The 14612-nt window shown below is 61.2% G+C and carries 15 protein-coding genes; 6 read left to right on the top strand and 9 right to left on the bottom strand.

Annotation, left to right across the window (positions count from 1 at the left end):
- Positions 1–115 precede the first annotated feature (115 nt).
- Genes QOL68_RS17580 through QOL68_RS17570 form a run of 3 tightly spaced genes read right to left on the bottom strand, consistent with a single transcriptional unit; the run spans position 116 to position 2521 of the window.
- A complete protein-coding gene (locus QOL68_RS17580) occupies positions 116–1441 on the bottom strand; it encodes a hypothetical protein (RefSeq protein ID WP_282950287.1) in 1326 nt (441 codons plus the stop codon).
- Positions 1442–1466: 25 nt separating this feature from the next.
- Positions 1467–1901: a DUF1810 domain-containing protein gene (locus tag QOL68_RS17575; protein ID WP_282950373.1), complete on the bottom strand. Its 435-nt coding sequence runs from the start codon at positions 1899–1901 to the stop codon at positions 1467–1469.
- A 2-nt stretch (positions 1902–1903) separates the two neighbouring features.
- Positions 1904–2521: an SOS response-associated peptidase family protein gene (locus QOL68_RS17570; RefSeq protein WP_282950286.1), complete on the bottom strand. Its 618-nt coding sequence runs from the start codon at positions 2519–2521 to the stop codon at positions 1904–1906.
- Between the two features lie 151 nt (positions 2522–2672).
- Between QOL68_RS17570 and QOL68_RS17565 the strand changes: the two genes are divergently transcribed.
- Positions 2673–3089, top strand: coding sequence for an SOS response-associated peptidase family protein (locus QOL68_RS17565; protein ID WP_282950285.1), 417 nt, complete (start codon positions 2673–2675; stop codon positions 3087–3089).
- 313 nt (positions 3090–3402) lie between these two features.
- On the opposite strand, the gene QOL68_RS17560 is transcribed toward QOL68_RS17565, so the two are convergent.
- Entirely contained in the window at positions 3403–3678 is a 276-nt protein-coding gene (locus QOL68_RS17560; protein WP_282950284.1) for an HU family DNA-binding protein, read from the bottom strand.
- Positions 3679–3815: 137 nt separating this feature from the next.
- On the opposite strand from QOL68_RS17560, the gene QOL68_RS17555 reads away from it, so the two are divergent.
- The gene (locus QOL68_RS17555; RefSeq protein ID WP_282950283.1) at positions 3816–4727 is read left to right on the top strand and encodes an endonuclease/exonuclease/phosphatase family protein; all 912 of its coding nucleotides are present in this window, start codon (positions 3816–3818) and stop codon (positions 4725–4727) included.
- A gap of 17 nt (positions 4728–4744) precedes the next feature.
- On the opposite strand, the gene QOL68_RS17550 is transcribed toward QOL68_RS17555, so the two are convergent.
- Together QOL68_RS17550 and QOL68_RS17545 are read right to left on the bottom strand one after the other, a co-directional pair.
- A complete protein-coding gene (locus QOL68_RS17550; RefSeq protein WP_282950282.1) occupies positions 4745–5029 on the bottom strand; it encodes a hypothetical protein in 285 nt (94 codons plus the stop codon).
- 31 nt (positions 5030–5060) lie between these two features.
- Positions 5061–5534: a hypothetical protein gene (locus QOL68_RS17545; protein ID WP_282950281.1), complete on the bottom strand. Its 474-nt coding sequence runs from the start codon at positions 5532–5534 to the stop codon at positions 5061–5063.
- A gap of 69 nt (positions 5535–5603) precedes the next feature.
- Here QOL68_RS17545 and QOL68_RS17540 point away from each other — a divergent pair, with 69 nt between their 5' ends.
- Positions 5604–5984: an antitoxin Xre-like helix-turn-helix domain-containing protein gene (locus tag QOL68_RS17540; RefSeq protein WP_282950280.1), complete on the top strand. Its 381-nt coding sequence runs from the start codon at positions 5604–5606 to the stop codon at positions 5982–5984.
- A 4-nt stretch (positions 5985–5988) separates the two neighbouring features.
- Positions 5989–6672, top strand: a complete 684-nt coding sequence (locus tag QOL68_RS17535) for an RES family NAD+ phosphorylase (RefSeq protein ID WP_282950279.1) — start codon at positions 5989–5991, stop codon at positions 6670–6672.
- Positions 6673–7083: 411 nt separating this feature from the next.
- On the opposite strand, the gene QOL68_RS17530 is transcribed toward QOL68_RS17535, so the two are convergent.
- From QOL68_RS17530 to QOL68_RS17520, 3 genes are all read right to left on the bottom strand, one after another.
- Positions 7084–8028 (bottom strand): hypothetical protein, encoded by a 945-nt coding sequence (locus QOL68_RS17530; protein WP_282950278.1) that lies wholly within the window; start codon positions 8026–8028, stop codon positions 7084–7086.
- A 170-nt stretch (positions 8029–8198) separates the two neighbouring features.
- A complete protein-coding gene (locus QOL68_RS17525; RefSeq protein WP_282950277.1) occupies positions 8199–9467 on the bottom strand; it encodes an ATP-binding domain-containing protein in 1269 nt (422 codons plus the stop codon).
- Complete coding sequence (locus QOL68_RS17520) at positions 9464–11278, bottom strand: ATP-dependent nuclease (RefSeq protein WP_282950276.1); 1815 nt, start codon at positions 11276–11278, stop codon at positions 9464–9466. The genes QOL68_RS17525 and QOL68_RS17520 overlap by 4 nt, the downstream gene beginning before the upstream one ends.
- A 321-nt stretch (positions 11279–11599) precedes the next feature.
- On the opposite strand from QOL68_RS17520, the gene QOL68_RS17515 reads away from it, so the two are divergent.
- A complete protein-coding gene (locus tag QOL68_RS17515; protein ID WP_282950275.1) occupies positions 11600–13210 on the top strand; it encodes a hypothetical protein in 1611 nt (536 codons plus the stop codon).
- A 4-nt stretch (positions 13211–13214) separates the two neighbouring features.
- Positions 13215–14612 (top strand): hypothetical protein (locus QOL68_RS17510; protein ID WP_282950274.1); only part of this gene is annotated, 1398 nt, incomplete at its 3' end.

The raw sequence follows: 14612 nt of genomic DNA, 5'->3' as shown, positions 1-14612 counted from the left end.
TCGACTCAAATGTTCCCTATATGTTCCACTCGCAGGAAACATTCGTCAAGTCGGCTGCAGCACGGGCGTGCCGATCGCTCGTCACCGCATTGAGATGTCCGGATAATTGGTGGGATCAGGATGAGGTGTTTTCAGGATTGCTGGGGTGCACGATCGAAAAATCGAGCGAATATCGCCCGGTCGGATTCGGTTCTTCGGCTTCGATCCGGAAGCGATATCCGTTCCAATCGAGCGAGGCGCCATCGACCTCAGGGTCGAGTTCATCGCGAAAAGCAGCCCGGGCCTCCGCGCCCACCGCACGATCCATCAATATGGCGATGAGTTCGGCAAAGCGCTGCTCGTCCCTTTCGCGATCATCCTTCCCCCATATCCAGAGTTCGAGGGTCAACAGCGTCGCGTGTGCCTCGTCGCCCTCGACATAATAGGTGGCATAGTTGGCGAGCGGATCATCACCGAACTTGTGCGTGACGCGCGCGCGATACCCATCGAAATACCAGAGATAGTCTGGCGGCGAAAAACCTTCAGACGCGAGGAATTCCACGGCCGCGTATGGCGACCAGCCGTCAGCGGCGTCGACGGCCGAACGCCGCAACGCATTGTCGCGCTCGCGCATCGCCTGAGCAATCGCCTGCACGACGCCCAGCCGATCTGAAGGGCGCCGCTGGACGATGATATGGCGCCAGCGCTTCAGGAGATTGAGGTCGGTACGAAAGGCGAAAAGCGCGCGGCGCCGAGCGAAACGCGCAAGCCCCTTGTCGGGCAAGGCATATGCGATGTTCGTGAAGTTGCGGTCATACACGAGGAAAATCGAGAGGGCGTACAGAAAGGGCAGGAAAAGAAGCGACAGAAGAATGGGAACGAGCAGTTCGCTCAGATTCTTGCGCAGGTCGAACTTCGCCCATTCGAGCCAGGTTGCGTGAATGCTGTACGTGAGAATGGCGATGCCTGCGGCCACGAGGAGTGCGCCGAGGCAGTTCGAGGCGGGTTTGTGTGCTGGATTGCTGAGGCCGACCTGGTGCGTGAGCGACACGAACGATATCACCGGTACGAAGAGCAACTCGGCTGAAAGGCTGAAGCTCTCGAGGCCGCCGATAAAGACGAGGAGGCCCGTAAGGCCGAGCGTATCGCGGATCGTCCGGCCGAAGTAGGTTTTGTCCTCATCGATCCGATTGGCATCGATGAGCGTTACGAAGAGGAAGGTGATCGACCACAAGATCGTCGATTTGAGGTTGTCGGTCGTCCATATCCCCCACCACGAGAGAAACGCGACACACGCGCCTACATAAAGGCCTGCCACGCCGTAGATCATGAGGATCTGGCGCTGCGCAAAAGCGCTCAGCAGGCCCCGAAAGGCGATCCGGACCGAGGCCAGGCGGAAGACGACAACCGCGAGGATCGCCAGCCAAATCAGCGTTGCGATTTCGCGATTGTTCAGTTCCATCGCCCCGGACAGCCTTTCGTTCGCTTCAGTCTGTGCCTCCGGCGCCGAGCAAGGCGAGGCTGCGATCATCACGTTCGCCCCCGAACCATCGGTTTAGCGCGGCCACCAAGAGCGAATTGTCAGAGGCCGCCTCGAACAACGTGAGCGACGATCGAAGTTTGACACTGTCGACCTCACCGAACACCGCTACCGGGTCGCTGCCCGTCAGATCCTGCAGTGCCTCGACGCATTCGAGATAGCGCGCGCCGAGAAGCGGATGGGCGAGATAGGCACGCGCTTCCTCGACGCCTGCGAGGCCGTAGAGCTGCGCCATAGCACTTCGCCCCAGGCCGGCCAGTTGAGGAAAGACGAACCACATCCAATGCGTGCGCTTCCGCCCGCGCCTGATCTCTTCGAGTGCCCGAGGATAAACTTGCTCCTGCGCCTTTACGAAAAGATCGAGCCCTTCGGCGTCGGTCATGGTCATAACGCGAGCGCTCCCTGCGCCGGCGGTTTGCCATAGACCTGGGTCACCTCGAGCATTCCTTCGGGCAGCCATTGCAGGACGTCTTCGGCCGGTACGCGGGGATCGAGCCAGGCGGGCCATTTGTCGCGCGGTAGCGGGATGATCTGGCGGTGATGGTAGGGCGCGATATCGGGACCTGCGTCCATTGTCAGCAGGCTGAAGGCTTCGCCGACATGCGCATCGCGCCAGATGCCCGCCATGCAGAACCAGCGATGATCTTTCATCGTGAAGAGCCATTTATCGAGCCGCTTTTGCGACAGGTCTGTCGGATCGGTGAACTCGTAGAAACCGTCGCACAGAACGAGACAGCGGCCCGCGCCAAGTTCGCGGCGCTCGGAGCGAACATTATAGACCGGCTTTCCGCCCTGCCCCGGCCAGCTCCATCGCCGGTTCACAAGTTCGCCGACGGCATCGCCGTCACTCGCCTTCACGATCGGCGCCATGTCAGTGATTCGCACATCCTCGCGCGCCGGCACATTGGGAGCGCCTTCGGGCATTTTGATCTTGATCTGGAGGTCGTCGAAGTCTTCCATGATCGAAGCAACGTCGACTTCCAGCTTGTAATCGTTACACATTCCAGTGCCGCCCCTGATGCTTGCGACTCGCAATCGTTCCCATTATGTTCCAACCATGCGCACGGCGCCAACCCCTTTCGATCCCGATGCCCCGGATGGCAGCCGCCGTGCGCTCATAAGACGCAATCCGGAGCATGAAAGCGAGTTAGAAATGGTCGAGGCGGTCTGGGGAAGCGATCCACGCTTTTCCGACGGCATCAACTATCGCTTCGTCCGGTCCGAAGGCCGCGCCTTCCCGAAGCGCCGTTGCCTGATCCCCGCCTCGGAATTCCGCATGGGCACCGGCGATCACCGCTACCGGGTGACGCTCGACAGCGGCAATTTCTTCTACCTCGCCGCGATCTGGGATCCGCCGCTCGCCGACTGGCCCCTCTCGTACCGGATACTCACCATCCCGGCAGGGGCAGATGTTATTCCCTATCAGCAGCGCCATGGCGTCATCATCCACCGCCGCGATGTGATGCACTGGATCGACGGCAGCCTCCCCAACGAGGTGCTGTTCGAGGAGCCGCCGCGACACGCATTCTTCATCGAACCGCTGCGCGCGCAGGCCGACCTGCCGCTATAGACCGCACTGCTGCCCGGCCCGAAGGGCCGAATGAAAAGCGCGCTCTTGGCGAGCCCGCAGCGGCGCGGCGTGCGCGCAGACGGGAGGGTAGGTCTTGGCGTAGCCAGGACCGTGGCAGCGCGCCAGCGCTGTCCACCCGCCCCGGGTGCGTGCGCCCGCGCCGCAAGGATGGCGAGACCAAGTGCGCCGCGCGGCCAAAACAGGATCGCGACCCCTGGCCGGAGCCTGCGAGGCCAGAGCGCGCTCATCATATGCCGCGCTCGACATGCCGCCGCGCGGCCGTCCCGCCGGCTGGCGGGCGGGACGCACCTGCTCAACCGTTGAGGCGATCCTTGACCGCCTTGGCGGCGCCGAAACCGAGCTTCTTCTTGGCAGCGATCTGCATGGTCTCGCCGGTCGCGGGGTTGCGGCCCTCACGAGCAGCCGACGTCGAGACCTTGAACTTGCCGAAGCCGCTGACCGAGACTTCCTCGCCCTTGGCGGCGGCGTCCGTAATCGCCGCGAAAACGGCATCGACGGCCTTCTTGCCCTCGGCCTTGCTCACTCCGAGCGATGCGGCGACGCTGTCCGACAGTTCGGCATGATTCATTTGATATCTCCTTGTGCGGCCGGAGAATCCCGGCCGGGCGGGCGATATAGCGCCAGCCAAAGCGAGACGCCATGTGCGGCGCAGCATGAGAGGAGAAGCGATTGAACTCGGACACGCGCTGGGGCACTAGCGCACCAATGCTCTCCATCCGCCTCATCGCATCCGCCCTGTTCCTCACCGCGACCGCCTGCTTCGCCCCGGCGAGCTCGTCTGCGGAGATAACCCTGCCGCCGCAGTCCAAGCCTCTCAAAGTCGCGAGCTGGAACCTCGAATTCCTCGCCGAGCAAAACGGCGCCGGTTGCAACCCGCGCGATGATAAGGATTATGCCGCAATGCGCCGCATAGTCGGCAGCCTCGACGCCGATGTGATCGCGTTCCAGGAAGCCGAGAGCATTGCGGCGGCAGCACGCATTTTCGACCCGGCGAGCTACACGATCGTCATGGAGGCGCGGCCGGGCGCGCCGAGCAGCACCTGCGGCGGCGAGCATCCGGATCAGAAAGTCATTCGCCAAGCGGTAGGATTCGCGGTCCGCAAGGGCATCGCCTTCGATCGCAATGCCGATGTCACGGCGCTGATGATCGGCAACGCGCAGTTGCGATCGGGGATCGACATCACATTGCGGCCGGTAGACCGCGCCCCGATCCGCCTGCTTGGCATTCATCTGAAGTCGGGTTGCTTCGCGGGCAGCGAGGGCAAGGCGTGCCCGACCCTGATGCAACAGCTCCCCGCGCTCGAGGCCTGGATCGATGCAGCCGCGCGCGGTCCCGACCGCTTCGCCGTTCTCGGCGACTGGAACCGCAGGCTCGGGCAGAGCGGCGATATTGTATGGACCGAGATCGACGATGGCGAGCCGGCGAACGCCGACCTTCATCTTGCCGACACCGGGAAGGGACCGGCCTGCGATCCCCGCTACACCAGCTTCATCGACCATATCGTTCTCGACAAGCGAGCGGCGGCGGACCTCAAAGGATTCGCCGAGACGCTCTACGCTCCCGGCGAGAAACATTATTCCGATCATTGCCCGATTGCGGTGACGATCGCGAACTGAGCCGCGGCACGCTAGTGTCAGTCGCCGCGAAACCAGTCCGGCGCGTCGATCCTGCGCCAGGTCTTGTACGTGCCGGGCACCGGTATCTTCGCGCGAGCCTCGATCAGGGCGCCGGTCGTCAGATCATGGATGTCCGCATAGACTTTGGGATTGCCGTAATATGGCGGAGGACCTTTAAGGGGTCCCACCTCGACGATGCGCGCGCAACTGTTCCCCCAGGTCGTTCGACGGATCCAGAAGCCTGGCTGCCGGGCATTGGCTTCAAACATCTGAAAGACGTTGAGATCGGAAAATTCGGTCATCGTCCCCTTCTTCCTACGCAAATCGAAAAGTTCAGACCCATTGCAGGGCACAGTCTTCGATCGAAGCCTCCTCGCCCATCGAAAGGCGGACAAACAACGCGTGGCGATAGCGGAAGCTCTGCTTGATCTGCTGAAGCTTCATAAGGTCGCGCTCATTGCTCCTGTTGCTCGTGGACTTCTTGATCTCGATCACCAGCAGATTGTCGTGGTCGGATCCCGGCACATGCACGATGATGTCGGGAAAGACCTTGCTCTCGGTCAGCTCGCCTTCCGCATCCGGCAGCTCGATCTCCTTGGGATATATGTCATGTCGATTATATTCGACATGGACCTTGTGCTTGGGGAAATGAGGGACGAGCAGCCACGCAAGCGAGGAACTGATCGTTCTTTCGCCGATATCGAAGGAGATGATCTTGCCCTCTTCGGCGTAAAGCTGCTCGATTGCCTCAACGACGATGGCACCGATCTCATCAGCGTCCATAATGCGCACTTCCCCATCGCCCACAGTATCATATATGGAACAATTCTTGACAATTGTTCCTTTAAGGAACATATAGCTCTCACTGGAGACTATATGGCTACCGCTGTAAAAGCTATCGACCGGAAGGAACTCACCGGCCCCGCGCTCCGGACCTTCTTCAACATCGCCGAGGCCTGGGACCTCAGCGAGGTCGAACAGATGAATATCCTTGGCCTCGATAGCCGTTCGACCTTCCACAACTGGAAACGCGGCGATGTCGCCGCGCTCAGCAAGGATGCTCTCGAACGCATCTCCTATGTGATGGGCATCTACAAGGGTTTGCAGATCCTCGTGCCGCAGACCGCCGACGCGTGGGTTCGCAAGCCAAACAAGGCGGCCATGTTCGGCGGCAAGCCTGCGATCGACCGCATGGCGTCCGGCAATGTCTCCGATCTTTATGTGGTCCGCCAATATATCGACGGCCAGCGCGGTTGATCCCTTGGACATTCCAATCACCGCCACGAGCTGGGCGCCCTGCTACCGCATCATCCCGAGCCGCTTCCCGCCCGTAGGACTGTTCGACAAGGTAACGGACCCGGCCGACCTCGATGCCGTCTTCATCATCGAAGCGATGACCAACGACCGCCTCCGCGACGAGGTCGGCGACCTCGCGCTCGTCCCGCCCGAGGATCGTGTCGCAGGCCCCGGCACGACGCCGATCATGGCTGCATTCACGCATCTCAACACGGAGGGCAGCCGTTTCTCGGACGGTAGCTTCGGCGTCTTCTACGCCGGACTCACGATCGAGACCGCCATCGCCGAGACCAAACACCATCGCATCAGATTTCTTGCCGCCACGGACGAGCCGGCGCAGGAGATCGACATGCGCGTCTACGCCGCCGACCTCACCGCGGACCTGCACGACATCCGCGGCCACATCGACAGCCATGCCCATCTCTACGATCCCGACACCTACGCCCATTCGCAGGGTCTCGCGACCGAGCTGCGCGAGGGAGGATCGCATGGCATCCGCTACCTCAGCGTCCGTGATCCCGGCGGCGAATGCGCCGCCGCCTTCCGGCCTCGTCTGCTCGCAAACTGCCGGCAGGAGCGACACCTCTGCTATGTCTGGGACGGCGCGACGATCGGCACCGTCTATGAGAAGAGAAATTTCGAGGGCTGACCAGACCAAGGGAACCAACGAGCGACCCCGGACGTTTCAATTACCTGTCCAGACGAAAGAATGGCAGAATTTGATCGCATCTTTGGATGCAATCTAGGGAAGCCCCGCTGCAGAGATGTAGCGGGGCTTACCACATCCGCCTCCCCGACATCGAAGCCGCTGGCCCGAAGGGCCGGACAAACGCGCTCTTGGCGAGTCCGTCGCGGGGCGGTGTGCGATGCGCGCCAGTGCCAAGACGCCGCTCTCCATATCAGCGCGACCCCTGACCGAGCCTGCGAGGTCACTGCGCGCGCAACAGATGCGGCGCTCGCTTTGTTGGCTGCACGCCGCTAGACGCGTAGCTGTCGAATGAGGGGCGAGCGGGTACTTTGGGCAAAAAAGGACGTCGCAAATATGCCTTAGGTGAAATTATCAGCGTCTTGCTCGACGCGCGCGCCGATGACGCGCCGCGGCGGTTTCTGGGCCATCCGGATATTGCTTGTTCCAGGCTTCTCGCGCCTTATCCCACATGTCCGTCTGCTTGAGCAGCGCAACGGTCTCCGGGATCGTAGTTCGTGATCGGTAGCGGTTTGTGAGCTGCCGACGTACCATCGTCTCCGGGTTGAGCTTGGCAGGACATGGCACGGGCGGGACGGCGATGAAGCACCAGTGCGCCGCCATCCGCGCCATCGCGGCAGGACCCATCCGATCGACGAGTATCTGATCCAGCGCGCGTGCGCATCGATAGAACACGTCGGATGCGAAGATGGCGTGGCGAGGTTGCCATTCGACGACTTGGTCCTCGACGACCGACGGAAGCGACAGAGTCCATTTGCCTGTGCGCTTTGGCCACCTTGTTAGGGCATCAAGCGTCGCCGGCGCGTTGCGCAAGCGCGCGAGTTGATCGCTGGCGACATTCGAACGATGAACCACGCAGTTGCGTGCGGCGTCGAAAAATTCGACCATCGCGATAAGGTCCCGCATGGCCAATGTGTTCGCCCCGAGCAGGGCGTCGAGCCGTTTCAGGGCTGACGCCCCAGTGCCGGCGGTATCAGCCGGTTGAAGATTAGCGCGATCGAACTCGCTCTTGGCATCGATCAGATAATTTTCGAAAGCGGCTGCGGCCCGCGTGATCCCCATTTCCGAAATGAAGATCGATGCTTCCTTTAGCGGACGGTCGAGGTCACGCCAGCGAGTTGCCCCGCCCCAAGGTTCGCTTCCGGTCGGCACCACAACAATGTTGCCAGGGTCGTTCGATTTTGTTTGATCAGCGAGGAAGATCATGGCTCCGTAGCTGACCTTGATACCGCGATTGAATGCGTTGTGAAAATCGATGAGCTGCACAAAAGGCTCGCTGATCGCTTCGCTCAAATCCATTGGTTGTTCCTTTGGTTGACCCTAGCAGATGGCCGCTAGAGTTCGCCGACCCTTCAATCCCCCCCTGCTTCCGAACGCATCGATAAAGGGGCCGTCTGTCTATCTCACTCATACTGACTATAGTTGGGTCTTTGATGCACGGCCCAAGGCAGCGACACGGGGTCGAGCATTCACGCGAACGGCGCAGCGCCGAGAATATTCTGTCCCTGGACTATGACATTGCACCATCGTTTCGCCCGGGTGATCGCGTTGTAGAGCAGGCGCCGCTTGTGTTCGGCATCGCCGCCCACCTGGTAGGGCCAAATGACCACGACGCCCTCGAACTCCCTGTTCTTGGCCTGCTGCACAGTCATCGCCGTCAACTGATGCGTCGCGCCGCCGCCATGCTGCCGTCGCAGCGAAACCTGCCGTGAAATCACTGCTTCGATTTCCGCACGGGTGAAGTTTACACGTCCACAGGCATGGAACTGGTTTTCGACCCATGACACAGTGGCCCGCACTGGGCCGGTCCTGGGCATTTCCCGTAGCGCTGCGAGGGCCGCAGCCGCAGGCACGTCGGCCGCGAGATCGAGATCCGCAATGATCGCCTGCGCCTCGTCGCGGTCATTCCCTTCCCAATGAACGGTGTAGGGCCCGTTTTGCTGTTTTCCGCACGGCCCCTGCCCTAGCCTAGTAACAACCGAGGCGGCAAAGCCACCTTGTAGCGCCGGTGTGATAACCGCGACATCTCCGCCCTGCCGCCAAGTGATCGCGTTGGCCAGCAAAGTCGTAGCCAGCGGCACGCTGGCGCCCGGCGGCAACAGCTTGAAGCCAGCTCCATTGACCGGCGCATTGCCGGCGCGAATCGCGGTCGCTGCCGCCAACAAACCCATCGCATTCGTGCGGCGTATTTGCACCAATGTCTCAGGCTCGGCGTCCTGCTGGATCCAGTTGACCAGCGGATTGGGGCGAAGCGCCTGATCGAGACACTGGAATTCGTCGGCTGCGATCAGCGCGTGGACGGAGCCAACGAGCGCCTTCAGCATGCGCAGGCGCTCGGGCTTCAGATCTTGGCCTTCATCGACAAGCACTATCGGAAAGCTCACCGCCACCCAGCCGCAAACCTGTGGCTGCTCGAGTAGCAATCCGGCTGCATCGCATACGCGATCAAACTGGCCCTCGTCTGCAGGAGCAATGGCGAGCGCGCCTGCCAGCCCACGCCACCGACGATAGATGCGCCAGGCAAAGGCGTCGATTGTGCAGCATTCCACGCGCCCGTGCAGATTGGCGACCAAGCGCAGTCGCTCAGACAAGCGCCGCCGCGACCCATGCATGAAGGTGAGCGCGAGAACACGCTGCCCGTCGCCGAGCGGATGGGTCTCGAGCCGCTCGGCCAGCATCTCCATGAGCCGATAGGTCTTTCCGCACCCCGCGCCGCCTTCGACCGCCTGGATGGTCACGGCGTGAAGACCTTGATTGCCGGATGGTCGGCGTCCGCCACGAACAATGGGTTATCGATGCCTTGGGCTACTTCGGCGATGCCGTTCAGGAGCGATCGCGCTCGCGCGCAACATGCTTCATTTGCGCCGATCGCCCCGGCAATCGCTTCATAGCTGGAACTATCCTTCTTCAGCCCACCTGCTGCGCGCACCTCGTCCTTGAGACGCGCCACAAGATTGGCGACATTCGCGGCAAGGTTGTCGATAGGGATTGTCGGCAGGCAGGCGGCCGCGTCGGCATCGATGATCCAGCCGATCACATCCTCGAGCATCTGGCCGTCGGCCCAACGCAGGATGATTCCCGAATTCGGAGCGCCGGCCCCAGCGAGGGCGGTAGCATAGCCCACGCCTTCCGGATCGCCATCGACAAGCGCGACGACACGCGGATGGAGCGGGGATATCGCAGCAACCGTACGCACGACAGACCCGTCATGAGTTGGAATGACGCCCACTAAGGCGTCGAAACCGCATTCATCGGCAGCCGCCCAGCTCTGATGAAGGTCGACGGCCCGGACGAGCAGCCCCAGCCACTCATAGTCTGTCCTGCCCTCGGGAATCAGCACGAAGTCGTGCATGATGGCAGCGATCGTCTCGACGCGGTTTACCTGGAACAGCTTCCTGACACTGTTGGGCGTGTCCGCCGGCAGGGTCGATTGAAGGAGCGACACCGAAGTCAAGATGCCGGCTTCATTGCGCAGGACCGCGACGCCTTGTGGATCCGCGAGAGCGGCTACCATTGGCGAGTGGGTCGACACGAGTGTCTGGCGTGAAAGCGATTGCAATCGATGCACCAGCCGCCGCTGCAATGCCGGTGGGACATGCAGTTCAGGCTCTTCCAGTGCCATCCAGAAATTCTCGTCGGCCTCGACCCGCAGTCGCCCGAACTCAAGCAGCAGCAACAGATGCTGCAGCGATAGCAGTCCGCTGCCATGCCGCTTCGCCGGGAGCGGTAGGTCCGCCCCGTAATGCGCGTAGTGCGATATGACCGACTCGAGAAGCCCGTCGGAATCGGTGGGCGTCACCCGCAGATGCAATGTCGGTTTGGTCCGGAAAAAGCCGCTCAGCTCGTGATTGAGCCGATCGACGATCGGCGAGAGCCGCTCGTCCTGCTCAAGCCTCGTTTCCGGCGCGCGCAAACGGTCGCGCTCGGCGAGAACCGATTCAGAAGGCTGTCCGTCGCCTGCTGCTACAACGCGACGGAACAGCTCGGAACCGAACGACACGGTACGGTCCCAAGTCCGCGCCGCAGGTACGAAGAAGAAACCAAGTTCGCGTATCAGACGGGCAGGAAGCGGAGTCGCCGTCTCGTCGTCAAACACATCGCCGACACTGTCGTCATCGTGGAAATAGCGCAGCGTCTCCACCTCCAGCGAGGGGCGATGGAACCGAGCCGAGAAGGCAATCTGACAGGCAAGTTTCCATACAGGATCGGTACGTGCGGGATGGACGACACCGGTCGCCGCGTTCCACCATTTGACGATGCCCCTGTCGTCCCGGAACCAGTCCGGATGCTGAGCCGGATCGTCATCGTGGAAGCCGATGACCGTTGCGGTCAGCCGAATGCGATCTGCTGGCTGCGGATTGCTGCCGTGGAAATCATGCTCGGTCAAAGAGCGGATCATCCTGTCGCGGCCGAACAAGAGCGCCAGCGCCTCGATCACGGTGGTCTTTCCACAGTTATTCGCACCGACGAGCACCGTGTGCGGAGAAAAACGGACCGTGCCGTTTTGCACACCCCGGAAATTCTCGATCTTAAGACTGGCGATCTCCATCCCATCCCCCCGCTATCGATCAGACAGCTATTGGAGCCGTATCCGGCCGTCAGCAATAGATCGGTCAGCGCCGGCCAGCGATTACAGACTGTCCTAAAGGCATCGTCGACACCTTGCCATAAGCATCTAAACGCGATTCAAGTAACGATCGAATAATTTGACTCCGAGTGTGGCTACAATTGAGGGGTGTTCGCGTGATGAGACCCATCATGATCAATGAAGAGATCACAAGCGACGCGTCGCCGTTTCAGCCATTGTGGCCGCCGCTTTGGACGAGCGTGCCGAACGACAGGCTGTGCACTTTGGACCGCTGACGCCACGATGCCGACCCTTCCCCCGCTTACCGATGACACGCCCGAGCACCTCAGAGCGCTTGTGGAAGAATTGGACCGCCGCCAGGAGGCTTTCGACGCGGAATGGCCGAAGGTCATGGAGTTGCGTCGCCGCTATTTCGTCGAGCGGACCAAGATTGCCAAACTGGAAATGGATGCGGCGATAGAGCGCGCGCAACGGGCCCGTGTCGAGCTCGATGCCGCAGTCGCGGCTACGCTCGAGGCGGCTGGGATCGACCCGGACGACCTCGCCGAGAAGAAAGAGGTAGTCGGTGACCCTTTTCCGAGGCTCAGTCGGGCGTCGATCGTGGACGACACACCTGCTGCGACCGCTTATGTTGAGGACCATCTGCCCGAGGCTATCGAGCTCATTGAACGTCATGCACCCAACGGCTGGCTGGAGCGGGAACCCGCCGACCTATTTCGCCTATCATCGATGGCCGATGAACAGCCCGTCTCGATTGTGAAGGGTGTGCGATTGGAAAGCGAACGGCCGAAAGGTCACCGACTTCGCCAAGCCATAACTCTTGCGAAGGACTACCTCGATAACGATCCACGCTATGACCATTTCGGCGGCGCGCTGGCCGTAACTCAGCTGGCGCAGCTCGGACGGCGCGTCGGGGCGCTGCGGGCGGTCGGTGGATCCCAGGAGAGGGTTGACGCCCTCTATTCCGGCGCCGACACGGATGCGATCATGTTCGAGCTTCTCGTCGCTGCTGCTTGCTCAGCGAAGGGCAGAGCCATGGTCTTCGTCGAGCCAACGAGCGTCAAATCGCCTGATCTGCGCAGCACCGACGCATTCAACATGGTCATCGAGTGCAAGCGCAGCGCAGCACTCACCGTCTATGAGGTCGATGAAGAGGCGCGGATGCGTAGTCTGTTTCGCCTTATCAAGGCTGATGCAATGGCGCGAGGCCAGTTCGGCACTTACGAGGTTGCATTCTCGGTCGAGGCCAGCGCCGTCGATATGGCGGATGTCGCTGCGACGTGCCTCCGACAGCGGCTTGCCGCGCATCCAGAGCGGTCACTGGCTTACCCCTGGGGTACTGTTGCGTTTCGACCGCTGCCTCGCCGCGTCGACCTCGATGAGGTGACGAAGGCGTACAGCCCGATCATGTTAGATGAGGTGTTCGGTTGGAAACTGGATATGCCGAGCTGGGATGGCTTCATCTGTCAGATCGACGGACCGCCCGCTGCAGCTGTCGACCAGGTGCGTTCGCCGGTGGGGCTCGCTTGGCGGGTCGACGCTGAGGCAGCGATTACCAAGCGGAGTCGCGCACCGGTGGGCCTGTTCGCTAAAGCGCTGAAGCAGGTACCGAGCGGGGAATTCGGATTGGTCTATGTCGCCTATCCAGAGGGCGCGCGCTTGGATGTCGCCGACAATCGCACCCGTGCTTACATGGAGCGCATCAATCAATGGGAGCATGACGGCGCCATTCGCATTCCCGCCACCTTCCTCGTTCGTCAGTTTCCTCTGCCGACCGGTCATGGAAATCCGGATATGGTGGAGAACACGATCCGGTTCCTGAGCGAGGAAGGTGGCGGCGACGAGTGGATCTTCCGCGAGTATCCAGCCGCCATCTTTACGAGCAAGGATTAGCCCGATGATCCGGTTTTCCGACTTGGACCCGGCGCTGCTCAATCCCGGCAGCGATCAGACGGTGTTCGAGGCGACTATCAATGCGCTCGGCACATACACGACGGAGCATTTCGTACTGCGCTTGAGTCCTCGAACGCACGAACTGGTCGATGCCATCACGCGGCAGGAGACAGACGGCTATGACACGGCCGAACTGTACCAAGCCTATTCCACCTATCTGCATGAAACGATCCACTGGTGGCAGCATGTGGGCTCGACGGCAGGCCTAATCCTGAGCCTCGCCAATCCTGCGCGGGTGTACGGCAGCATGGCCTTCCTCGCAGATTTTGCCCGGGAGGTCGGGGCAGTGAAGCCCGTAAAGGCATGGGCCGATCGCGCTTTGATCGACGGCACGCATACCCTCGACCCTGGTCTCGTAGCCGGCAATGTCGCGGTCAACAATGCACTCGATATCGACTTCTATAAGCGGCTCGCCTTATTCCCCAAATCGGTGCTGGAGCATGAACTTTCTCCCTTCTTCCTCGGCGTAGGGCACAGCTATCTCAAGGCCTATGGTGAGACCGTCAGCGCCATCAACGGCTCATGCGACTTCGCTGACGGCCAGTTTCCCAATCCCGAGAGCTGGGATGCGGAAACCCGCCGACTGCATGCCGAGCACAGCGAAGGTTTTCCTTATGGTCCGCGCCCGCCCTGCGCAGAAATCGGCCTGCGCCACATCTTCGAAAGTCAGGCCCGCTTCTGTCAAATTCAGTTTCTGGCGTCGGCCGGCGGCCCGGATCTGCTTCAGACCTATCTCGACGATGGCTATTTCGCACCGCTCTACCGGGATGCCTTTGAATTGTTCCTCAAGTTGACGGCCTCGCAGTGGCCGGAGCGCTACGACGACCCGCTGGTCGGTCTGTTTCTTTTGATCTGTGATCTGGCGATTAATCCCACGCGCGGCTTTCCACTGGATATAGAGCATTTCGACGACCTCATCAGTGACGTGGATGCTGGCGCCCGTTTTACGCTTCTTTGCTTGGCTGCGGCGGAGTCCCCGGAACTTGCGAACGGCGTACAAACCTATTCCGCTCTCGAATATGATTATATAGCGGATCGACTGACCAAGCGTTGCGGCTACGATCATCCGCGTGCGGCCCTGGAAGCCGTAGTACGTCTTCTAGGAGATGGTGGTCCGGTCGATGCACTGATGGAGGAGCATCGCACATTCGACTTCCAGGCCGTGAACACGCCGGTGCGCGTTATGGTCGCGCACTATATCGCCTTCTGTTGCGACAAGTCGAAGCGGCCCGAATTCTTCTGCTGGCCAGGCATGTGGTTGGCCGGAAATAAGGCTACGTCAGAGGAGAGCGCCCTCCTTGTCAATCATCTCTCCCTCTTTCAGGACCGAGCCGATACGGAG

The organism is Sphingopyxis sp. Geo25, from assembly GCF_949769135.1.
In the GTDB taxonomy this organism is placed as follows: Bacteria; Pseudomonadota; Alphaproteobacteria; order Sphingomonadales; family Sphingomonadaceae; genus Sphingopyxis.
Note: the sequence above shows the minus strand (reverse complement) of the source record. Positions and strands in the feature narration are given on the sequence as shown.

Excerpts from the sequence above, each read along its gene's own strand:
- QOL68_RS17580 (WP_282950287.1), bottom strand. The coding sequence starts at position 1,441 with ATGGAACTGAACAATCGCGAAATCGCAACGCTGATTTGGCTGGCGATC.
- QOL68_RS17575 (WP_282950373.1), bottom strand. The coding sequence starts at position 1,901 with ATGACCGACGCCGAAGGGCTCGATCTTTTCGTAAAGGCGCAGGAGCAA.
- QOL68_RS17570 (WP_282950286.1), bottom strand. The coding sequence starts at position 2,521 with ATGTGTAACGATTACAAGCTGGAAGTCGACGTTGCTTCGATCATGGAA.
- QOL68_RS17565 (WP_282950285.1), top strand. The coding sequence starts at position 2,673 with ATGGTCGAGGCGGTCTGGGGAAGCGATCCACGCTTTTCCGACGGCATC.
- QOL68_RS17560 (WP_282950284.1), bottom strand. The coding sequence starts at position 3,678 with ATGAATCATGCCGAACTGTCGGACAGCGTCGCCGCATCGCTCGGAGTG.
- QOL68_RS17555 (WP_282950283.1), top strand. The coding sequence starts at position 3,816 with ATGCTCTCCATCCGCCTCATCGCATCCGCCCTGTTCCTCACCGCGACC.
- QOL68_RS17550 (WP_282950282.1), bottom strand. The coding sequence starts at position 5,029 with ATGACCGAATTTTCCGATCTCAACGTCTTTCAGATGTTTGAAGCCAAT.
- QOL68_RS17540 (WP_282950280.1), top strand. The coding sequence starts at position 5,604 with ATGGCTACCGCTGTAAAAGCTATCGACCGGAAGGAACTCACCGGCCCC.
- QOL68_RS17530 (WP_282950278.1), bottom strand. The coding sequence starts at position 8,028 with ATGGATTTGAGCGAAGCGATCAGCGAGCCTTTTGTGCAGCTCATCGAT.
- QOL68_RS17520 (WP_282950276.1), bottom strand. The coding sequence starts at position 11,278 with ATGGAGATCGCCAGTCTTAAGATCGAGAATTTCCGGGGTGTGCAAAAC.
- QOL68_RS17515 (WP_282950275.1), top strand. The coding sequence starts at position 11,600 with ATGCCGACCCTTCCCCCGCTTACCGATGACACGCCCGAGCACCTCAGA.